A 21,103-nucleotide genomic window follows, 5' to 3' on the forward strand; every position below is an offset into this window, starting at 1 on the left:
TATAACGACGGAGAATAGGAGGAAGGCCTTTCGTGTTTTTAAAAAGATTAGAAATAGCAGGGTTTAAGTCTTTTGCTGAGCGTGTATCTGTTGATTTTGTCCCAGGTGTAACTTCTGTAGTAGGACCTAATGGAAGCGGGAAAAGTAATATTACTGATGCAATTCGCTGGGTACTTGGTGAACAATCTGCAAAATCATTACGTGGTGCAAAGATGGAGGATATTATTTTTGCAGGCAGTGATACGAGGAGAGCGGTTAATGTTGCTGAAGTAACAATAACTTTAAATAATGAAGATCAACGTTTACCAATTGAATACAATGAGGTGTGTGTAACACGTCGTGTATCTCGTTCAGGTGATAGTGATTTTTATATTAATAAACAATCATGTAGATTGAAAGATATTATCGATTTATTTATGGACTCTGGTATGGGAAGAGAAGCTTTTTCAATTATTAGCCAGGGGAAAGTGGAAGAGATTTTAAGTAGTAAGTCAGAAGAGCGTCGAGGTGTATTTGAAGAAGCGGCAGGCGTATTAAAATACAAACTTCGCAAAAAGAAAGCTGAAGGAAAATTAGCAGAAACACAAGAAAACTTAAATCGTGTACAAGATATAATTCATGAATTAAGTAGTCAAGTAGAACCTTTAGAAAGACAAGCTTCTATTGCGAAAGATTATCTTGAGAATAAAGAAGAATTAGAGAAAGTAGAAGCTGCGCTTATTGTCCATGAAATTGAAGAACTGCATGAGAAATGGGAAGCGCTTCGAAATCAGTTTGGGCATAATAAAAACGAAGAAGCTAAAATGTCAACGAATTTACAAAAAAGTGAAGAAGAGCTTGAGGAATTACGAGGACAATTACAGGCGGTAGATGAGTCTGTAGATTCGTTACAAGAAGTACTTCTTCTTTCTAGTAAAGAGCTAGAAAAACTAGAAGGGCAGCGAGAGTTGTTAAAAGAGAGAAAGCAAAATGCTACGACGCATTGTGCGCAACTTGAGCAGTTAATTGTTGAATTAACAGAGAAAGCTAAAAGTTACGATGGTGAGATTGAGTCAAGTACAGAAGCTTTAATGCAATTTGTGAATGAAGTAAAAGAGTTGGAGCAAAAATTGCATGATAATGAGCAACTGCTTGCTACTTTTGCTGACAATTTAGAGGAACAGATTGAGAATTTAAAAGGTGACTATATTGAGCTTTTAAATCAACAAGCTAGTCATCGTAATGAATTATCTATGATTGAAGAACAATCGAAACAGCAAACGTCTAAAAACGAGCGTCTAGATGAAGAGAATGCGAAATATGTAGAAATGCGTATGGAAATTACAGCGAAAAAGACGAAACTTGTAGAAAGTTACGAACAAGCGAAAGAAAAAGTAGCTGGCATTCTCTCAAATATACAGAAGACAGAGGCGGCGCTTGGGAAATGTAAGACGCAGTATAGTGAAAATGAAACAAAACTGTATCAAGCATATCAATTTGTGCAACAGGCACGTTCTCGAAAAGAAATGCTTGAAGAGATGCAAGAAGATTATTCTGGATTCTATCAAGGTGTACGTGAAGTATTGAAAGCTAGAGAAAATAGGTTGCAAGGTATCGAGGGTGCTGTTGCGGAACTGTTAACGGTACCGAAAGAATACGAAGTTGCAATGGAAATCGCTCTAGGTGCAGCGATGCAGCATATTGTTGTACAAACAGAGGAACATGCTCGTAATGCGATTGCATTTCTAAAGCAAAATAAACATGGACGTGCAACGTTTTTACCGCAAGCTGTTATTAAAAGCAGATCGTTATCATTTGAGCAATTACGCATTGCAAATCAACACCCATCGTTTGTAGGTGTGGCGGCAGAACTTGTGCAGTACAACAATAAATATGAAAATGTAGTTTCAAATTTATTAGGTACTGTTATTGTTGCGAAAGATTTACGTGGAGCAAATGAGTTGGCGAAACAACTGCAATACCGTTATCGTATTGTAACAATCGAAGGTGACGTAGTGAATCCTGGCGGTTCTATGACTGGTGGGGCGGTAAAACAAGCGAAATCTTCTTTATTAGGACGCCAACGTGAACTGGAAGAGTGGACTCGCAAGTTAACTGATATGGAAGAAAAAACAACGAAGTTAGAAAACTTTGTTAAAGCAGTAAAACAAGAGATTCAAGAAAAAGAAGTGAAAATACGCGAACTAAGGCAAACTGTAGAAGCAGATCGTGTAGATGAGCAGAAATTAAGAGAAGAGATTAATCGTTTAGAATTAGAAGAACATCGTATTAATGATCGGTTGTCTATTTATGATTTAGAGATTGAAGGTTTTTTACAAGATCGAGTAAAAATGCAAGGGCGTAAAGAGGAGTTAGAAGGGGCTTTAACGAATCTTCAAGCTGAAATCACTAAGTTAGATAGTAAAATTGTAGCTTTAACAAAACAAAAAAGTGAGCAACATTCTTCGAAAGAAAAAGTTCAAAAAGAAATGACTGAGTTAAAAGTGCTGGCAGCTGAAAAGCAACAACGCTTATCTAATCAAAAAGAAAAAGTTGAACGATTGACGAAGGAAAAAGAAGAAACGGATGCGACACTTGTAAAAACGAAAGAGGATTTAGCGTTCTTAAAACAAGAAATGACATCTAATTCAAGTGGTGAAGAGCAAATTACGAATATGATTGAGAAGAAAGCATATGATCGTAATCAAACTTCAGAATTAATTCGCTCTCGTCGTGAACAACGTGTATCGTTGCAAGAGAGAGTAGAACATTTAGAGCACCATTTGAAAGAAACGACAGGTAAACATAAATATATTCTTGAAATGTTGAAAGATCAAGAAGTGAGAATAAATCGACTTGATGTAGAGTTGGAAAATAGATTACAACATTTACGTGAAACATATACGATTTCATTTGAAGCGGCAAAACTAAAATATACAATGACAATGCCTGCAGAAGATGCGCGTAAGAAAGTAAAATTAATCAAATTATCCATAGAAGAGTTAGGTACAGTGAACCTAGGGGCAATTGATGAATATGAACGTGTAGCGGAGCGTCATACATTCTTACTAGAGCAGAGAGACGACCTAGAAGAAGCGAAAGCGACATTGCACCAGCTTATTACCGAAATGGATGAAGAAATGAAAAAACGCTTTTCTACTACGTTTGAAGGCATTAGAATGGAGTTTCAATCGGTATTCTCTGAATTATTTGGAGGCGGTAGAGCGGATTTAGTAATGACTAATCCAGAGGATTTACTAAATACGGGTATTGATATTGTAGCACAACCGCCAGGGAAGAAACTGCAGAACTTAGGTTTACTTTCAGGTGGAGAGCGTGCTTTAACAGCAATTGCGCTTTTATTTGGTATTTTAAAAGTACGCCCAGTACCGTTCTGTGTACTAGATGAGGTAGAGGCAGCCCTTGATGAGGCGAATGTAGCTCGTTTTGCACAGTATTTAAAGAAATTCAGTGATGAGACGCAGTTTATTGTAATTACACATAGAAAAGGTACAATGGAAGAGTCTGATGTGTTGTACGGTGTAACAATGCAAGAATCGGGGGTATCTAAACTTGTTTCGGTTCGTTTAGACGCCGGAGAAGAACTTATTGCAAGTGAATAGGAAGGATGGGAAAGTATGAGTTTTTTTAAAAAACTAAAAGAAAAAATTTCAAAACAAACGGATACAGTTACAGAGAAATTTAAACAAGGATTAGAAAAAACGAGAAATTCATTTGCGGATAAAGTGAATGATTTAGTGTATCGTTACCGTAAAGTGGACGAAGATTTCTTCGAAGAGTTAGAAGAAATTTTAATCGGTGCAGACGTTGGCGTTGCGACGGTAATGGAATTAATTGACCAATTGAAAGAAGAAGTACAACGTCGTAACATTCAAGATCCAAAAGAAGTACAAGCTGTTATTTCAGAAAAACTAGTAGGAATTTACAAAGGTGACAGCGATTTTAGTAACGAAATTAATATGCAAGAGGACCAATTAACGGTCGTTTTATTTGTTGGTGTTAATGGTGTAGGAAAAACGACGACAATTGGTAAACTGGCGCATAAGTTTAAATCAGAAGGTAAGTCAGTCCTATTGGCGGCAGGAGATACATTCCGTGCTGGAGCGATTGAACAATTAGAAGTATGGGGCGATCGCGTTGGTGTAGAAGTGATTAAACAAGGATCTGGATCTGATCCAGCGGCGGTTATGTATGACGCTGTACAAGCAGCGAAAGCACGTAAGGTAGATGTATTACTATGTGACACAGCAGGACGCTTGCAAAATAAAGTGAACTTAATGAAAGAGTTAGAGAAGGTGAAGCGTGTAATTGAGCGTGAAGTACCAGGTGCTCCTCATGAAGTATTGCTTGTTATTGATGCGACAACGGGACAAAACGGTTTAAGCCAAGCGAAAACATTCCGTGAAGCAACGAATGTAACTGGTATTGTTTTAACGAAGTTAGATGGAACTGCTAAAGGTGGTATTGTATTAGCGATTCGTAACGAAATGGATGTACCGGTGAAGTTTGTTGGATTAGGAGAGCAAATGGATGACTTGCAGCAGTTTGATCCAGAACAATATGTGTATGGTTTATTTGCGAACTTAGTAGAAACAGAAGAAGTATAAGCGAAAGAAGCGGTATTTCCGCTTCTTTTTCTATAAAAAATATATGATGTTAAGAAAAAAACTTGACACTCTTTTGGACTACATGTAAACTAATTCATGTAAAGGGAAATCACTTAACAAAGGATGATCCAACATGCTCGAAAAAACAACGAGAATGAACTATTTATTTGATTTTTATCAATCGTTGTTAACGCAAAAACAAAGAAGTTATATGTCGCTTTATTATCTAGATGATTTATCTCTTGGTGAAATTGCGGAAGAATTTGATGTAAGTCGCCAAGCCGTGTATGATAACATTAAACGGACTGAAGCGATGCTTGAAGAATATGAAGAAAAATTAGTATTACTTCAAAAGTTTCAAGAGCGACAGCGACTTGTTGCAAAGCTAAAACAGCTAATCAGCGAAGAAGAGCATGTGAATGAAGAAATGAAACAAGTTGTTGAAGCTATCGAAAAATTAGATTAGGAGGGCGGCAATATGGCATTTGAAGGATTAGCCGACCGACTTCAACAGACAATGCAAAAAATCCGCGGCAAAGGAAAAGTTTCTGAAGCCGATGTGAAAGAAATGATGAGAGAAGTTCGTCTAGCTCTTTTAGAAGCGGATGTTAACTTTAAAGTAGTAAAAGATTTTGTGAAGCGTGTGTCTGAACGTGCTGTCGGACAAGATGTAATGAAAAGTTTGACACCTGGACAACAAGTAATTAAAGTTGTACAGGAAGAACTTACAGAACTTATGGGCGGAGAGCAAAGCAAAATTGCTGTTGCTAATAAGCCACCGACTGTTATTATGATGGTTGGTCTGCAAGGTGCGGGTAAAACAACGACGACAGGTAAGCTTGCGAATTTGCTTCGTAAAAAGCATAATCGTAAACCGATGCTTGTTGCAGCGGATATTTACCGTCCAGCAGCGATTAAACAGCTTGAAACATTAGGGAAGCAATTGGACATGCCTGTATTTTCTTTAGGAGATCAAGTAAGTCCTGTTGAAATTGCGAAACAAGCGATTGCAAAAGCAAAAGAAGATCATCACGATTATGTTTTAATCGATACAGCGGGTCGCCTGCATATTGATGAAGAATTAATGGATGAATTAGCGAAAGTGAAAGAAGTTGCGAAACCGGATGAAATTTTCCTTGTTGTCGATGCGATGACGGGGCAAGACGCGGTAAATGTTGCACAAAGTTTCCATGAACAGTTAGGTTTAACAGGTGTTGTATTAACGAAATTAGATGGTGATACGCGCGGTGGTGCTGCATTATCTATTAAGGCTGTAACAAACACGCCGATTAAATTTGCTGGTATGGGTGAAAAACTAGATGCAATTGAAGCGTTCCATCCAGAGCGTATGGCATCCCGTATTTTAGGGATGGGCGATGTCTTAACATTGATTGAAAAAGCGCAAGCTACAGTTGATGAAGAGAAAGCAAAAGAACTTGAGCAAAAAATGCGTACGCTTTCGTTTACGCTTGACGATTTCCTAGAACAACTTGGACAAGTGCGCCAACTTGGGCCGCTTGATGAATTGTTAGGAATGCTTCCTGGTGCAAATAAAATTAAAGGGCTGAAAAATGCGCAAGTTGATGAAAAACAAATTGGGCATATTGAGGCAATTATTCGTTCTATGACTAAATTAGAACGAGAACAACCGGAAATAATCAATGCTAGTCGCAAAAAGCGCATTGCCAAAGGTAGCGGTACAACTGTACAAGAAATCAATCGTCTAATTAAGCAATTCGATGACATGAAAAAAATGATGAAGACGATGACGGGAATGCAAAAAGGTAAGAAAAAAGGACTAGGTGGATTGAAGTTTCCATTCATGTAAGGAAAAAAAGATGGCTCTGTTAAGAAAAAATACTTTACAAAGCAATAGTCTTTTTGCTAATATAATTATCTGTGTGAAATAAATTCGGAGGTGCTTTATAAATGGCAGTTAAAATTCGTTTAAAACGTATGGGAGCTAAAAAAACTCCTTTCTATCGTGTAGTTGTTGCAGATTCTCGTTCTCCTCGTGACGGACGTTTCATTGAGGAAATCGGAACTTACAATCCAGTTGCTCAACCAGCTGAAGTTAAGATCAACGAAGAAGCAGCATTAAAATGGTTAGGAAATGGTGCTAAACCATCTGATACAGTTCGTAACTTATTCTCTAACCAAGGTATCATGGAGAAATTCCACTTATCTAAACAAGGTAAGTAATTGAGGCAATGACTATGAAGAAGTTAGTCGAGACGATTGTCAAGCCTCTTGTCGATTATCCTGAAGATGTAAAAGTTACACAGGAACTTTGGAACGGAGAGATAAAGTATCGATTAACTGTACATCCTGAGGATGTTGGAAAAGTCATTGGAAAGCAAGGGAGAGTTGCGAAAGCGATTCGAATGCTCTTGTATTCAGTGGGACATCATAATGATGAAAAAGTAACACTGGAAATTCAATAAACGTAAAAAGGGCGAGGAGTTATTCCTCTCCCTTTTTTAACATTTAAATAGAGATTGCATGTTCCATCTGTGAAATGGAGATGCTTAATTTATATAGAAACCAGGGGTGACATACTATTTATGACAAAATGGTTTAACGTAGGGAAAATTGTAAATACTCATGGCGTAAGAGGAGAAATCCGTGTTATTTCTCGTACTGATTTTCCAGAAGAGCGATATAAAGTAGGAAACACGCTATACATATCGAATGAGAAAGGCACAGACTATCTTCCGGTAAAGGTAACTTCTCATCGCCAACATAAGACATTCGATTTATTAACATTTGAAGGATATAACAATGTAGATGAAGTAGAGAAGTTTAAAGGTTCTTTAATAAAAGTACCAGAAGAGCAGTTAGGTGAACTTGCTGAAGGTGAATACTACTATCATGAAATTATTGGTTGCAGTGTTGTAACGGAAGAAGGAGAAGCGCTAGGGACAATCAAAGAGATTCTATCTCCTGGTGCAAATGATGTTTGGGTAATTAAACGCCCGAAGGGTCAAGATCTCTTAATTCCTTATATCGATGACGTTGTACTTCAAGTTAATATTGAAAATAAATTAGTAACCATTCATGTAATGGAAGGGCTGCTATAATGAAAATTGATATTTTAACGTTGTTTCCAGACATGTTTACCGGTGTATTTGGATCTTCTATATTAAAGAAGGCGCAAGAAAAAGAAGCGGTAAACCTTCGTGTTGTTAACTTTCGTGATTATACAACAAGTAAGCATAATAGCGTAGACGATTATCCTTACGGCGGAGGAGCTGGTATGGTGCTTACTCCTCAGCCTATTTTTGATGCTGTAGAAGATTTGACGAAAGAGACAGAGCGTAAGCCGAGAGTTGTCTTAATGTGTCCGCAGGGCGAAAGATTTACGCAGAAGAAAGCGGAAGAGCTTGCAGGGGAAGAACATTTAATCTTCGTATGTGGGCATTATGAAGGATATGACGAACGAATTCGTGAGCATCTCGTAACGGATGAGATTTCTATTGGTGACTATGTATTAACGGGCGGAGAATTAGCCTCTATGGTTATTACTGATAGTGTGGTACGTCTCTTGCCAGGTGTGCTAGGAAATCATGCTTCACAAGTAGAGGATTCGTTTAGTACAGGTTTATTAGAGCATCCTCATTATACACGTCCAGCTGATTTTCGTGGTATGAAGGTACCGGATGTATTAATGTCAGGGAATCATAAAAACATTGATGAATGGCGACATAAGGAATCTTTGCGCCGAACGTATACGCGTAGACCTGATTTATTAGATGAGAGAGAGTTATCTAAACAAGAGAAAAAATGGCTTGAGGAAATAAAGCGAGAGCAGTAATAACTTCATATATTTGCTATTGCAACAGGCCTAGTAATATGCTATTATAACATTTGTGCTACTGAAATCAGTAGCCGTATTAACGATGTTCCGCTGTAATTTATTAAGACTTTATAAGAGCATCTGTTTAAAGGAGAGAATTTAATATGCAACAATTAATCGCAGAAATTACAAAAGGCCAATTAAAAACTGACCTTCCTTCATTCCGTCCTGGTGACACTTTACGTGTACACGTAAAAGTTGTTGAGGGAACTCGTGAAAGAATTCAGCTTTTCGAAGGTGTTGTAATTAAACGTCGTGGTGGCGGAATCAGTGAAACATTCACAGTTCGTAAGATTTCTTACGGTGTAGGTGTTGAGCGTACATTCCCAGTTCACACGCCAAGAATCGCGAAAATCGAAGTACTTCGCCGTGGTAAAGTACGTCGTGCTAAGTTATACTACTTACGTAACCTTCGCGGTAAAAAAGCACGTATTAAAGAAATTCGATAAGACATGTATGGGAGCTTGTAAATGCACAAGCTCCCTTTTTCCAATCTATATGAAATTTTGGTATAATACGAGCAGTTTACATAACCGTGGAGGGGAAATGCATGAAAAAAGAGAAGAGTTCACTTTGGGAATGGATTAAAGCAATTTTGATTGCTGTTGTATTAGCTGGTGTTATTAGACAGTTTTTCTTTGCGCCAATTCTCGTAGACGGGGTATCGATGGCACCTACTTTACATGATCGTGATCGAATGATTGTGAATAAAATTGGTTATCACATTGGAGATCCAAAACGCTTTGATATTATCGTATTTCGAGCAACAGAAGATAAAGATTACATTAAGCGCATTATAGGCCTGCCAGGCGATGAAATAGAGTATCGTAATGATAAACTGTATGTTAACGGAAAGGCTTATGAGGAGCCGTATTTAGACAAGCAGAAAAAGCAAATTGCTGACGGACCGCTTACATATGATTTTAATCTTGAAGAAATGACAGGCAAGAAAACCGTTCCAAAAGATCAATTATTTGTTTTAGGTGATAATCGTCGTTTTAGTAAAGATAGCCGTTCAATCGGTACGATTTCAATGGATCAAGTAATTGGTAAAGCTAATATGTTATATTGGCCGTTAGAAGACGCACGTATTGTGAAATAAATGAAAAAGAAGGTGGCAACATGGTAATTCAATGGTTTCCAGGGCATATGGCGAAGGCTAGACGCCAAGTAACGGAGAAATTAAAATTAATTGATGTTGTAATTGAACTTGTAGATGCTCGATTACCATTATCATCTCGAAACCCAATGATTGATGAAATCATTACACATAAGCCAAGGCTTGTTGTTTTAAATAAAGCGGATATGGCAGATGATCGTTTAACAAAACAATGGATCGCATATTTTAAAGAAAAAGGCCATATGGCAATTTCAATTAACGCGCAAGCTGGACAAGGTATGAAGGAAATTGCAGCAGCTTGTAAAGTGCTTGTTAAAGAAAAATTTGATAAAATGGTTGCAAAAGGTATTAGACCGAGAGCGATTCGTGCATTAATTGTAGGTATACCAAATGTTGGTAAATCTACATTGATTAATAAATTGGCAAAGAAAAATATTGCTAAAACAGGAGATCGTCCAGGTGTGACAACAGCTCAACAATGGATTAAAGTTGGGAAGGAAATGGAATTGTTAGATACACCAGGTATTCTGTGGCCTAAATTTGAAGATCAATTAGTGGGTCTTCGCTTAGCGACAACGGGTGCAATTAAAGATTCAATTTTAAATTTACAAGATGTAGCTGTTTACGCATTACGTTTTATGGAGAAACATTATCCAGAACGCTTGAAAGAACGCTATAATTTAAATGAGATTCCAGAAGATATTGTGGAATTATTCGATGCAATTGGAAAAAATAGAGGCTGCTTAATGGGCGGCGGAATGATTGATTATGATAAGACATCTGAGCTTGTGCTTCGTGAGCTTCGTGGTGGCAAACTTGGAAAAATGACGTTTGAAACACCGGAAGAGTTTGCAGAGCAAGTAGAAGATGTGGAAAAAATAGAAGAAGTATAAGACGTGCGTTTGTGCGTCTTTTCTTTTTGGATATGTTTAAAAAGGAGCTTGTATAAATGCAAACTATGACGATAAAAGAAGCGGAAAATGTATTGAAAGAAATTATGAATGAAGAAGATGATCGCTTTCAACTGTTAATGAAAGATGATCGAAAAGGTGTTCAAAAGCTCGTTTTGAAGTGGTATAAACAAAAAGAGTTAGAACAGAAAGAAAAAGAGAAGTTTTTTGAAATGTCCAAGTATGAAAATGCTTTGCGTGAAAAAGGGGTCACATATATCGCGGGTATTGATGAAGTAGGGCGCGGGCCATTGGCTGGGCCTGTTGTGACGGCAGCTGTCGTTCTTCCTGAGGATTTTTATATTCCAGGGTTAAATGATTCGAAAAAGTTGAGTGAAGCGAAACGTGAGCGTTTTTATGATGAAATAAAAGTACAAGCAATTGCAATTGGAGTAGGAATTGTATCACCGCAAGTTATTGATGACATTAATATTTACCAAGCAACGAAACAAGCGATGTTAGATGCAGTTGCAAATTTATCTTGTACACCCCAACATTTATTAATTGATGCGATGAAGCTTCCTACACCAATTCCGCAAACATCAATTATTAAAGGTGATGCGAAAAGTGTTTCGATTTCAGCAGCATCCATTATCGCAAAAGTAACGAGAGATCGTATGATGAAAGAACTGGGAGAGAAGTATCCTGAATATGGATTTGAGCAACATATGGGATATGGCACAAAGCAACATCTAGAGGCAATTCAAGTGCATGGAGTACTAGATGAACACCGCAAGTCATTCGCACCAATTAAAGATATGATTCAAAAATAAGCTGTAAATATACAGCTTATTTTTTTATTTTGGCATATAAACATTACTATTTTCGAAAAAGAATAAAGCGATTTCAGTTTTCTGACACTTTATTGTAGACAGCGTGCCAATCATCTTATACAATGGCAATGTAATGTTTTTTAAACATTAAAAAACTTTTCGAGTAAAACAGGAAAACAGGGGAGGATGGGACCATGAATATCCATGAGTACCAAGGTAAGGCAGTCCTTAGAAGCTATGGGGTTAGCGTTCCGAACGGGAAGGTTGCATTTACAGTAGAAGAAGCTGTAGAAGCAGCGAAAGAATTAGGAACAGATGTATGTGTAGTGAAAGCACAAATTCACGCTGGTGGACGCGGCAAAGCTGGCGGAGTAAAAGTTGCAAAAAATTTAGATGAAGTTCGTACATATGCAGAAAGCATTTTAGGAACTACACTTGTGACACATCAAACAGGTCCTGAAGGTAAGGAAGTAAAACGCTTACTTATCGAAGAAGGTTGCGATATTAAAAAAGAATATTATGTAGGTCTAGTTTTAGATCGTGCAACTTCTCAAGTTGTTTTAATGGCGTCTGAAGAAGGCGGAACAGAAATTGAAGAAGTAGCAGAAAAAACACCTGAAAAAATCTTTAAAGAATATATTGATCCAGCAGTAGGCTTACAAGGTTTCCAAGCGCGCCGAATTGCATTTAACATCAATATTCCAAAAGAGCTTGTAGGACAAGCTGTGAAGTTTATGATGGGCTTATATCGTGCGTTTATCGAAAAAGATTGCTCTATCGCTGAGATTAACCCACTTGTTACAACAGGCGAAGGTAAAGTTATGGCATTAGATGCAAAATTAAACTTTGATTCTAATGCGTTATATCGCCATAAAGACATTTTAGAGCTTCGTGATCTTGATGAAGAGGATTCAAAAGAAATTGAAGCTTCAAAATACGACTTAAACTACATTCCTTTAGATGGAAATATCGGTTGTATGGTTAATGGTGCAGGTTTAGCGATGGCTACAATGGATATCATTAAACATTACCACGGTGACCCAGCTAACTTCTTAGATGTTGGTGGCGGTGCAACTGCAGAAAAAGTTACAGAAGCATTCAAAATTATCCTTTCTGACAAAAATGTAAAAGGTATCTTCGTTAACATTTTTGGTGGGATTATGAAGTGTGATGTTATTGCAGAAGGTGTTATTGAAGCAACGAAACAAGTAGGTCTTGAGTTACCTTTAGTTGTACGTCTTGAAGGTACAAACGTAGAACTAGGTAAGAAAATTTTAAATGAGTCTGGCTTAAATATTGTTGCAGCAGAATCTATGGCAGACGGTGCACAAAAAATTGTTTCACTAGTGGGCTAATAGAAAGCGGGGGAGAAAAATGAGCGTATTAGTTAATAAAGATACAAAAGTTATTGTTCAAGGTATTACAGGTTCTCAAGGTTTATTCCATACAAAACAAATGATTGAATACGGTACGAAAATTGTCGGTGGTGTAACACCAGGTAAGGGCGGCACTGATATTGAAGGTGTACCAGTATTTGATACAGTAGAAGATGCAGTGAAAGCAACAGGCGCAAACGCTTCAGTTGTATACGTTCCACCCGCTTTTGCGGCAGATGCAATTATGGAAGCTGTTGATGCAGAAATTGATTTAGTAGTATGTATTACTGAAGGGATTCCTGTATTAGATATGGTAAACGTAAAGAGATATATGGCGGGTAAACATACACGTTTACTTGGACCAAACTGCCCAGGTGTAATCACACCAGATGAATGTAAGATTGGTATTATGCCAGGGTATATTCATAAAAAAGGTCATGTTGGTATCGTATCTCGCTCTGGTACATTAACTTATGAAGCTGTACATCAGTTAACACAAGAAGGTATTGGCCAATCTACTGCTGTAGGTATCGGCGGAGACCCTGTTAACGGTACAGACTTTATTGATGCTTTAAAAGCATTTAATGAAGATGAAGAAACACATGCTGTAATTATGATTGGTGAAATCGGCGGTACAGCAGAAGAAGAGGCAGCTGAATGGGTAAAAGCTAATATGACAAAACCTGTTGTAGGCTTCATTGGTGGTCAAACAGCGCCTGCTGGTAAACGTATGGGCCATGCTGGTGCAATCATTTCTGGCGGTAAAGGAACTGCTGCTGAAAAGATTAAAACAATGGAAGCTTGTGGCATTAAAGTAGCTGAAACTCCAGCAGTTATGGGAGAAACGCTAATCTCTGTTTTAAAAGAAAAAGGTTTATTTGAGACTTGTAAAAACTATTAATCTGTTGAAAGACACCTTCTTACTTGAGGGTGTCTTTTTACACTTTTTTCTGTTTACATAATAAAAATTATGGGTAAGGAGAATCAAGATGAAAAGAGAGAGATTATTACATGTTCATTACTTGCTAGCAGATTATTGGAAAGCGATGGAGAGGCTAATATATGTCGATCCAGAATTAAAGAACATATATAATTTTAACGAAAAACAAATGGAACACTACACTGGAATGTCCTCGGAAAAATCTTCAGAACTAGTAAAATTTCTTCAAAGTTCAAATCTTCCGCAATATATATCTTATTTAGAGAAAAATCGTATTTTTTATATAACGGTATGGGATGAAGATTATCCGCAATTATTACGTGAAATACAAGACCCTCCCTTCGTTTTATATGGAAAAGGAGAGAAAGATTTCCTGAATAAAGTAAATAAATTAGCAGTTGTTGGAACGAGAGAACCATCATTATATGGTCATGAGAGTTTGAAGTTTATTTTACACCCTTTATTAGAAAGAGAGTGGCTTATTGTCAGTGGGTTTGCAAAAGGGATAGATACAATGTCTCATGAGATTACAGTAAGGCATCATTGCCCGACTATTGCGATATTAGGGCATGGATTGTCTTTTATGTATCCGAAAGAAAATAGACATTTATATGAAATGTGGAAGGAATATATATTGTTATTGACAGAGTATCCGCCGCACTATGCACCGAAAAAATGGTATTTTCCAAAAAGGAACAGGATTATTAGTGGCATAAGTAAAGGTGTTTTAGTTGTAGAAGCGAAATCGAGAAGTGGAACACTTATTACTGCGGACCTTGCGTTAGAGCAAAATAGAGAGGTGTTTGCGCTTCCTGGACCTATATTTATAGAGGGGGCATCGGGAACGAATCATCTTATTCAGCAAGGAGCAAAACTAGTAAGAAATGCAGAAGATATCTTGGAAGAGATTTTAAATTAACCTTATATTTTTATGTTTTTATTAAACAATTATTGACAAATGGTAGATTGGCACTGTATGGTATATTCATTCTTGATTGACAAAAACAAGAGAAATCAATAAGATTAATGAAGACTTGAATCCACCTCTTAAGGAGGCACTAGCATGTCAGATTACCTCGTAATCGTGGAGTCGCCTTCTAAGGCGAAGACCATTGAGAAATATTTAGGGAAAAAATACAAAGTTGTCGCGTCTATGGGACATGTTCGCGATTTGCCAAAAAGTCAAATGGGGATAGAAGTAAAGAACAACTTCACCCCGAAGTATATTACCATTCGTGGTAAAGGTCCCGTCTTAAAAGATTTAAAATCAGCGGCCAAAAAAGCAAAGAAAGTCTATCTCGCGGCCGATCCAGATCGTGAAGGGGAAGCGATTGCTTGGCATTTAGCGAATACGTTAAATGTGGACGTTGAATCAGATTGTCGGGTTGTGTTTAATGAGATTACGAAAGATGCAATCAAAGAATCATTTAAACATCCTCGTGCAATTAATATGGATTTAGTGGATGCACAACAAGCAAGACGTATACTTGATCGTCTTGTTGGTTACAATATTAGTCCTTTATTATGGAAGAAAGTAAAAAAAGGATTAAGTGCAGGACGTGTACAATCTGTAGCAGTTCGTTTAATCATCGAGCGTGAAAGGGAAATTCAAAACTTTGAACCTGAAGAATTCTGGACAATTAAAACAGAATTTGTAAAAGGAAAAGACACATTTGAAGCAAGCTTTTACGGTGTAGATGGTGAAAAAGTTCAATTAACAAATGAAACGCAAGTGAATGAAATAATTGAACAGATGAAAGACAATGCGTTTTCAGTTGACAATGTAACGCGCAAAGAGCGAAAACGTAACCCTGCATTACCGTTTACAACATCTTCCTTGCAACAAGAAGCAGCCCGTAAGTTAAACATGCGAGCAAAGAAAACAATGATGCTTGCACAGCAATTGTATGAAGGGATAGATCTTGGAAAACAAGGAACTGTAGGTCTTATTACGTATATGAGAACTGATTCAACACGTATCTCAGAAACAGCTCAAACAGAGGCTCGTACTTACATCACTGAAGCGTATGGTACGGAATACATAGGAACAGAAAAGAAGAAAGAAACGAAAAAGTCAAATGCACAAGATGCGCATGAGGCAATTCGTCCTACTTCGGTAATGAGAAAGCCAGAGGAACTAAAAAGTTTCTTAGGTCGTGATCAACTTCGATTATATAAATTGATTTGGGAGCGATTTGTTGCAAGTCAAATGGCGTCTGCTATAATGGATACTGTGACAGCGAGACTCATTAATAACAATGTTCAGTTCCGTGCAAGTGGATCGGTTGTAAAGTTCCCAGGATTTATGAAAGTGTATGTAGAGTCAAAAGATGATGGTGCTGAAGAAAAGGATAAGATGTTGCCGCCTTTAGAAGTAGGGGAAACTGTATTTTCAAAGGATTTAGAACCAAAGCAACATTTTACACAACCTCCTCCGCGCTATACAGAGGCTCGCCTAGTAAGAACACTTGAAGAACTTGGAATTGGAAGACCGTCGACATATGTACCTACACTTGAAACGATTCAAAAGCGTGGGTATGTAGGCTTGGATAATAAACGCTTCGTTCCGACTGAACTTGGTGAAATAGTAATTGAACTTATTTTAGAGTTTTTCCCAGAAATTATTAACATTGAATTTACTGCCAATATGGAGCAAAGCCTTGATGAAGTAGAAGAAGGAAATGCGAATTGGGTAAAAATTGTTGATGATTTCTACGTAGGTTTTGAACCGCGTTTAGAAAAAGCGGAAAAAGAAATGCGTGAAGTGGAAATTAAAGATGAACCAGCTGGGGAAGATTGTGAATTATGTAATCACCCAATGGTCTTTAAAATGGGTAAATACGGGAAATTTATGGCTTGCTCGAATTTCCCAGATTGTCGTAATACAAAGCCGATTGTGAAAGAAATCGGTGTTACTTGTCCAAAGTGTGATAAGGGTCAAATTATTGAACGCCGTAGTAATAAAAAGAAACGTCTTTTCTATGGGTGCGGTACGTATCCGGAATGCGACTTTGTATCTTGGGATAAGCCAATTGGTCGTAAGTGTCCGAAGTGCGAAGGCATGCTTGTAGAGAAAAAGTTGAAAAAAGGCGTGCAAGTACAATGTATTTCGTGCGATTATGAAGAAGAACAACAAATGTGAGCGTAACTGCTCACATTTTTTTCGGGAAGAAAAGGAAAGGTGATATAAATGACAACACAAGTAGTAAACGTCATTGGCGCAGGTCTTGCAGGAAGTGAAGCAGCTTACCAAATTGCAAAACGTGGTGTCCAAGTTAGATTATATGAAATGAGACCGGTAAGGCAAACGCCAGCTCATCACACAGATAAATTCGCTGAATTAGTATGTAGTAACTCACTTCGTGCAAACACTTTAACAAATGCAGTTGGAGTTATTAAAGAGGAAATGCGCTTAATGGATTCTGTAATTATTCGTGCGGCGGATGAGTGCTCTGTACCAGCTGGAGGCGCTTTAGCTGTAGACCGTCATGAGTTCGCAGCTAAAGTAACAGAATACGTAAAGAACCATCCAAATGTAACTGTAATGAATGAAGAAATTACAGATATTCCAGAGGGACCGACAATTATTGCTACAGGTCCATTAACATCTCCTGATCTTTCTGCAAAATTGAAAGAATTAACAGGAGAAGATTATTTCTACTTCTATGATGCTGCAGCCCCAATCGTAGAAAAAGACAGCATTGACATGAATAAAGTATATTTAAAATCGCGTTATGATAAAGGTGAAGCTGCATATTTAAATTGCCCAATGACAGAAGAAGAGTTTGATCGTTTTTATGAGGCTCTAATTGCTGCTGAGACAGTGCCTTTAAAAGAGTTTGAAAAAGAAATTTTCTTTGAAGGTTGTATGCCAGTAGAGGTTATGGCAAGTAGAGGGAGACAGACGTTAGTATTTGGACCTATGAAACCTGTTGGATTGGAAGATCCAAAAACAGGGAAAACGCCATATGCTGTTGTTCAGTTACGTCAAGATGATGCAGCGGGAACTTTATACAATATCGTAGGTTTCCAAACACATTTAAAGTGGGGACCGCAAAAAGAAGTGCTACAGTTAATTCCAGGATTGGAAAATGCAGAGATTGTACGTTATGGTGTAATGCATCGTAATACGTTTATTAATTCACCTAATTTGCTTCGTCCAACGTATCAATATAAACAACGGGATGATTTATTCTTCGCTGGTCAAATGACTGGAGTAGAGGGATATGTTGAATCAGCAGCATCAGGATTATTAGCAGGAATTAATGCTGCGCGTCTTGTGCAAGGTGAAGAGCCAGTTGTATTACCGCCAGTAACTGCGATGGGTAGCATGGCAAATTACATTACGGCAACGAACGCTAAAAACTTCCAACCGATGAATGCGAACTTCGGTCTATTTGCACCGTTAGAGAAGAAGATTAAAAAGAAAGCAGAACGAAATGAAGCGTACGCAGCACGCGCTTTAGAAACGATTCGAAATTTTGTAAATATTTAGTTAAATTTCTTGCAAAGGCTACTAAGTTGTGATACGATTTAGTAGCCTTTATTGAGGTGAGTTGTGTGAATGTGAAGAAATTGTTACAATTATTCGTTGGATATTTACAAATTGAAAGAAATTATTCAAAATATACAATTGCAAGTTATCAAAATGATTTAGAACATTTTGTGCAATTTATGAAACGAGAAGGCATATCCTCTTTTTTAGACGTTACATACGCGGATGTTCGTTTGTACTTAACGACGTTGCACGATGAGAAGTTAGCCCGTAAATCTGTCGCAAGAAAAGTATCAAGCTTACGAAGTTTATATCGTTTTTTGATGCGTGAAGGTTATCGAAAGGATAATCCGTTTGCACTTGCGTCACTCCCCAAAAAAGAATTGTCAATCCCAAAGTTTTTATATGCTGAAGAGTTAGAGGAATTATTTGAAGTTTCTGACACGGAAACACCATTAGGTCAAAGGAATCAAGCTTTGTTAGAGTTGATGTATGCGACTGGGATCCGTGTGAGTGAATGTGTCAATTTACAACTTACCGATATTGACTTTGCGGTGGGAACAATTTTAGTAATGGGAAAAGGAAAAAAACAAAGGTATATTCCGTTCGGAAGCTATGCGCAAGATTCTTTAATTACTTATATAGAGAATGGGAGAAAACAGTTAGTTAATAAGACTGACGAAGACTCTCATATGGTATTTTTAAATGCGAAAGGTACACCGCTAACAAGTCGTGGAGTTCGTTATGTTTTAAATGAACTCATTAAAAAGGCTTCGCTGACAATGCGGATAAGTCCCCATATGTTAAGGCATACATTTGCTACACATATGCTAGATGAAGGGGCGGATTTACGTACTGTACAGGAGTTATTAGGCCATGAAAATTTGTCGACGACACAAATTTATACGCATGTCTCTAAAGAAAGATTGCGTTCTGTTTACATGAAGCATCACCCGCGGGCATAAATTGCTTTAAAAGCTATAAAAACAAATAAAGGAGTTTTTTCTATGGGAAATTTCCACGCTACAACGATATTTGCAGTTCATCATAATGGAGAATGTGCAATGGCTGGAGATGGCCAAGTGACAATGGGAAATGCTGTTGTAATGAAACATACAGCTCGTAAAGTTCGTAAACTTTTCCAAGGTAAAGTTTTAGCTGGTTTCGCAGGATCAGTTGCTGACGCATTTACTCTTTTTGAAATGTTTGAAGGGAAATTAGAAGAGTATAATGGCAACTTGCAGCGTGCTGCTGTTGAAATGGCCAAACAATGGCGTGGCGATAAAATGTTACGTCAGCTAGAAGCAATGCTCATTGTCATGGATAAAACAACTATGCTCCTTGTTTCAGGTACAGGAGAAGTGATTGAACCGGATGATGGTATTTTAGCAATTGGATCTGGTGGAAATTATGCACTTTCTGCAGGTCGTGCTTTAAAGCAATATGCAAGTGAACACTTAACAGCGAAGCAAATTGCGAAAGCGAGTTTAGAGATTGCTGGCGATATTTGTGTTTATACGAATCACAACATAATTGTTGAAGAATTGTAGAATCGTAAGGGAGGCATTTTATATGCATTTACATTTTACTCCGCGCCAAATTGTGGAAAAATTAGATCAATACATCATCGGTCAAAAAGACGCAAAGAAAGCGGTTGCTGTAGCGTTGAGAAATCGATATCGTCGCAGTAAATTAGCTGAAAATTTACGTGACGAAATTGCACCTAAAAATATCTTAATGATTGGACCGACAGGTGTTGGGAAAACAGAGGTAGCACGACGAATGGCGAAACTCGTTGGAGCACCTTTTATTAAGGTTGAGGCCACAAAATTCACAGAAGTTGGATATGTGGGTAGAGATGTAGAGTCGATGGTACGTGACCTGGTGGAAACATCGGTTCGTATCGTAAAAGAAGAAATGGTAGTGAAAGTTCAAGATAAAGCCGAAGAGCAAGCGAATCAACGTCTTGTTGAAATTTTAGTGCCGAGTCCAGAGAAACAATCTGGATTCAAAAATCCATTAGAGATGCTTTTTGGAGGCACTCAAAATTCGAATCAAACGTCTGATACACAAGAAGATGTTGAAATCGAAAAGAAGCGTCAAGATGTGGAGAGAAAGCTTGCTGCAGGGCTTCTTGAAGACGAAATTGTATCGATTGAAGTGACTGAACAACAGTCTTCCATGTTTGATATGTTACAAGGAACTGGTATGGAGCAAATGGGAATGAATTTCCAAGATGCGCTAGGAAGTTTTATGCCGAAAAAAACGAAAAAACGTAAACTTTCTGTAAAAGAAGCAAGAAAACTCTTGACAAATGAAGAGGCACAGCGCTTAATTGATATGGATGAAGTTACACAAGAGGCTGTTTATCGTGCTGAACAGCTCGGGATTATTTTTATCGATGAAATTGACAAAATTGCTGGTAAGCAGTCGAATAGCGTAGATGTATCACGTGAAGGTGTGCAACGTGACATTTTGCCGATTGTAGAAGGGTCGAATGTTGCGACAAAATACGGATCAGTAAAAACGGATTATATTTTATTCGTTGCAGCTGGAGCGTTCCATATGTCTAAACCGTCGGATTTAATTCCGGAATTGCAAGGGAGATTTCCGATTCGAGTAGAATTAACAAAATTATCGACAGACGATTTTGTTAAAATACTAATCGAGCCTGACAATGCGTTAATTAAACAATATATGGCATTATTAGCGACTGAAGGTATAGAAATTGAATTTTCAGACGAAGCTATTCGTAAGATTGCTGAGATTGCTTATCAAGTTAATCAGGATACAGATAATATTGGAGCAAGAAGACTTCATACGATTATGGAGAAGCTCCTTGAAGATTTATCGTTTGAAGCATCTGAAATTACGTTAGAGAAAATAACGATAACACCTCAATACGTTGAGGAGAAATTAGCAACAATTGCTAAAAATAAAGATGTGAGCCAGTTTATTTTGTAATAGTGTCATCAGGTGACTCGCC

20 protein-coding genes are annotated in these 21,103 nt (G+C 37.7%); all 20 read left to right on the forward strand.

What is annotated here, in order from left to right; genetic code table 11:
- The first annotated feature begins 32 nt into the window (after positions 1-32).
- The 20 genes from smc (at position 33) to hslU (ending at position 21,081) form a co-directional block, all read left to right on the forward strand.
- A complete protein-coding gene (smc, locus tag ACTFR8_RS13475) occupies positions 33-3,602 on the forward strand; it encodes a chromosome segregation protein SMC (protein WP_100619330.1) in 3,570 nt (1,189 codons plus the stop codon).
- Between the two features lie 15 nt (positions 3,603-3,617).
- Entirely contained in the window at positions 3,618-4,607 is a 990-nt protein-coding gene (gene ftsY, locus ACTFR8_RS13480; RefSeq protein ID WP_000007655.1) for a signal recognition particle-docking protein FtsY, read from the forward strand.
- 133 nt (positions 4,608-4,740) lie between these two features.
- Positions 4,741-5,073 carry a putative DNA-binding protein gene (locus tag ACTFR8_RS13485; RefSeq protein ID WP_000891062.1) on the forward strand — a complete coding sequence of 111 codons (333 nt, stop codon included), beginning with the start codon at positions 4,741-4,743 and terminating at the stop codon, positions 5,071-5,073.
- 12 nt (positions 5,074-5,085) lie between these two features.
- Complete coding sequence (ffh, locus tag ACTFR8_RS13490) at positions 5,086-6,435, forward strand: signal recognition particle protein (RefSeq protein ID WP_000863460.1); 1,350 nt, start codon at positions 5,086-5,088, stop codon at positions 6,433-6,435.
- Between the two features lie 101 nt (positions 6,436-6,536).
- Entirely contained in the window at positions 6,537-6,809 is a 273-nt protein-coding gene (gene rpsP / locus ACTFR8_RS13495; protein ID WP_000268750.1) for a 30S ribosomal protein S16, read from the forward strand.
- A 14-nt stretch (positions 6,810-6,823) separates the two neighbouring features.
- Positions 6,824-7,051, forward strand: a complete 228-nt coding sequence (locus ACTFR8_RS13500) for a KH domain-containing protein (RefSeq protein WP_100619332.1) — start codon at positions 6,824-6,826, stop codon at positions 7,049-7,051.
- A gap of 120 nt (positions 7,052-7,171) precedes the next feature.
- Positions 7,172-7,687, forward strand: coding sequence for a ribosome maturation factor RimM (rimM, locus tag ACTFR8_RS13505; protein WP_000170278.1), 516 nt, complete (start codon positions 7,172-7,174; stop codon positions 7,685-7,687).
- A complete protein-coding gene (gene trmD / locus ACTFR8_RS13510; protein ID WP_000686903.1) occupies positions 7,687-8,421 on the forward strand; it encodes a tRNA (guanosine(37)-N1)-methyltransferase TrmD in 735 nt (244 codons plus the stop codon). Before rimM ends, trmD begins: the two co-directional genes overlap by 1 nt.
- A 146-nt stretch (positions 8,422-8,567) precedes the next feature.
- The gene (rplS, locus tag ACTFR8_RS13515; protein WP_001186516.1) at positions 8,568-8,912 is read left to right on the forward strand and encodes a 50S ribosomal protein L19; all 345 of its coding nucleotides are present in this window, start codon (positions 8,568-8,570) and stop codon (positions 8,910-8,912) included.
- A gap of 101 nt (positions 8,913-9,013) precedes the next feature.
- The gene (gene lepB / locus ACTFR8_RS13520; RefSeq protein WP_000711853.1) at positions 9,014-9,565 is read left to right on the forward strand and encodes a signal peptidase I; all 552 of its coding nucleotides are present in this window, start codon (positions 9,014-9,016) and stop codon (positions 9,563-9,565) included.
- Positions 9,566-9,585: 20 nt separating this feature from the next.
- Positions 9,586-10,476: a ribosome biogenesis GTPase YlqF gene (gene ylqF, locus ACTFR8_RS13525; protein ID WP_000236702.1), complete on the forward strand. Its 891-nt coding sequence runs from the start codon at positions 9,586-9,588 to the stop codon at positions 10,474-10,476.
- A gap of 56 nt (positions 10,477-10,532) precedes the next feature.
- Positions 10,533-11,306: a ribonuclease HII gene (locus tag ACTFR8_RS13530; RefSeq protein WP_001194266.1), complete on the forward strand. Its 774-nt coding sequence runs from the start codon at positions 10,533-10,535 to the stop codon at positions 11,304-11,306.
- A gap of 194 nt (positions 11,307-11,500) precedes the next feature.
- Positions 11,501-12,661, forward strand: coding sequence for an ADP-forming succinate--CoA ligase subunit beta (sucC, locus tag ACTFR8_RS13535; protein WP_001020791.1), 1,161 nt, complete (start codon positions 11,501-11,503; stop codon positions 12,659-12,661).
- A gap of 19 nt (positions 12,662-12,680) precedes the next feature.
- A complete protein-coding gene (gene sucD / locus ACTFR8_RS13540; RefSeq protein ID WP_000115178.1) occupies positions 12,681-13,583 on the forward strand; it encodes a succinate--CoA ligase subunit alpha in 903 nt (300 codons plus the stop codon).
- A gap of 88 nt (positions 13,584-13,671) precedes the next feature.
- Complete coding sequence (gene dprA, locus ACTFR8_RS13545) at positions 13,672-14,541, forward strand: DNA-processing protein DprA (protein ID WP_000818058.1); 870 nt, start codon at positions 13,672-13,674, stop codon at positions 14,539-14,541.
- Between the two features lie 144 nt (positions 14,542-14,685).
- Positions 14,686-16,764 (forward strand): type I DNA topoisomerase, encoded by a 2,079-nt coding sequence (gene topA, locus ACTFR8_RS13550; protein ID WP_001286960.1) that lies wholly within the window; start codon positions 14,686-14,688, stop codon positions 16,762-16,764.
- A gap of 48 nt (positions 16,765-16,812) precedes the next feature.
- The gene (gene trmFO / locus ACTFR8_RS13555; protein ID WP_000213002.1) at positions 16,813-18,117 is read left to right on the forward strand and encodes an FADH(2)-oxidizing methylenetetrahydrofolate--tRNA-(uracil(54)-C(5))-methyltransferase TrmFO; all 1,305 of its coding nucleotides are present in this window, start codon (positions 16,813-16,815) and stop codon (positions 18,115-18,117) included.
- A 65-nt stretch (positions 18,118-18,182) separates the two neighbouring features.
- A complete protein-coding gene (gene xerC / locus ACTFR8_RS13560; protein WP_044584806.1) occupies positions 18,183-19,082 on the forward strand; it encodes a tyrosine recombinase XerC in 900 nt (299 codons plus the stop codon).
- 42 nt (positions 19,083-19,124) lie between these two features.
- Positions 19,125-19,667 carry an ATP-dependent protease proteolytic subunit HslV gene (hslV, locus tag ACTFR8_RS13565; protein ID WP_000526272.1) on the forward strand — a complete coding sequence of 181 codons (543 nt, stop codon included), beginning with the start codon at positions 19,125-19,127 and terminating at the stop codon, positions 19,665-19,667.
- 22 nt (positions 19,668-19,689) lie between these two features.
- Positions 19,690-21,081, forward strand: coding sequence for an ATP-dependent protease ATPase subunit HslU (hslU, locus tag ACTFR8_RS13570; RefSeq protein ID WP_000550087.1), 1,392 nt, complete (start codon positions 19,690-19,692; stop codon positions 21,079-21,081).
- Positions 21,082-21,103 lie beyond the last annotated feature (22 nt).

The organism is Bacillus cereus group sp. MYBK15-3 (genome assembly GCF_051916765.1).
Lineage (GTDB): Bacteria > Bacillota > Bacilli > Bacillales > Bacillaceae_G > Bacillus_A > Bacillus_A cereus.

Coding starts and splice junctions, on each gene's coding strand:
- ftsY (WP_000007655.1), top strand. CDS start 3,618: ATGAGTTTTTTTAAAAAACTAAAAGAAAAAATTTCAAAACAAACGGAT.
- ACTFR8_RS13485 (WP_000891062.1), top strand. CDS start 4,741: ATGCTCGAAAAAACAACGAGAATGAACTATTTATTTGATTTTTATCAA.
- ffh (WP_000863460.1), top strand. CDS start 5,086: ATGGCATTTGAAGGATTAGCCGACCGACTTCAACAGACAATGCAAAAA.
- rpsP (WP_000268750.1), top strand. CDS start 6,537: ATGGCAGTTAAAATTCGTTTAAAACGTATGGGAGCTAAAAAAACTCCT.
- ACTFR8_RS13500 (WP_100619332.1), top strand. CDS start 6,824: ATGAAGAAGTTAGTCGAGACGATTGTCAAGCCTCTTGTCGATTATCCT.
- rimM (WP_000170278.1), top strand. CDS start 7,172: ATGACAAAATGGTTTAACGTAGGGAAAATTGTAAATACTCATGGCGTA.
- trmD (WP_000686903.1), top strand. CDS start 7,687: ATGAAAATTGATATTTTAACGTTGTTTCCAGACATGTTTACCGGTGTA.
- rplS (WP_001186516.1), top strand. CDS start 8,568: ATGCAACAATTAATCGCAGAAATTACAAAAGGCCAATTAAAAACTGAC.
- lepB (WP_000711853.1), top strand. CDS start 9,014: ATGAAAAAAGAGAAGAGTTCACTTTGGGAATGGATTAAAGCAATTTTG.
- ylqF (WP_000236702.1), top strand. CDS start 9,586: ATGGTAATTCAATGGTTTCCAGGGCATATGGCGAAGGCTAGACGCCAA.
- ACTFR8_RS13530 (WP_001194266.1), top strand. CDS start 10,533: ATGCAAACTATGACGATAAAAGAAGCGGAAAATGTATTGAAAGAAATT.
- sucC (WP_001020791.1), top strand. CDS start 11,501: ATGAATATCCATGAGTACCAAGGTAAGGCAGTCCTTAGAAGCTATGGG.
- sucD (WP_000115178.1), top strand. CDS start 12,681: ATGAGCGTATTAGTTAATAAAGATACAAAAGTTATTGTTCAAGGTATT.
- dprA (WP_000818058.1), top strand. CDS start 13,672: ATGAAAAGAGAGAGATTATTACATGTTCATTACTTGCTAGCAGATTAT.
- topA (WP_001286960.1), top strand. CDS start 14,686: ATGTCAGATTACCTCGTAATCGTGGAGTCGCCTTCTAAGGCGAAGACC.
- trmFO (WP_000213002.1), top strand. CDS start 16,813: ATGACAACACAAGTAGTAAACGTCATTGGCGCAGGTCTTGCAGGAAGT.
- hslV (WP_000526272.1), top strand. CDS start 19,125: ATGGGAAATTTCCACGCTACAACGATATTTGCAGTTCATCATAATGGA.
- hslU (WP_000550087.1), top strand. CDS start 19,690: ATGCATTTACATTTTACTCCGCGCCAAATTGTGGAAAAATTAGATCAA.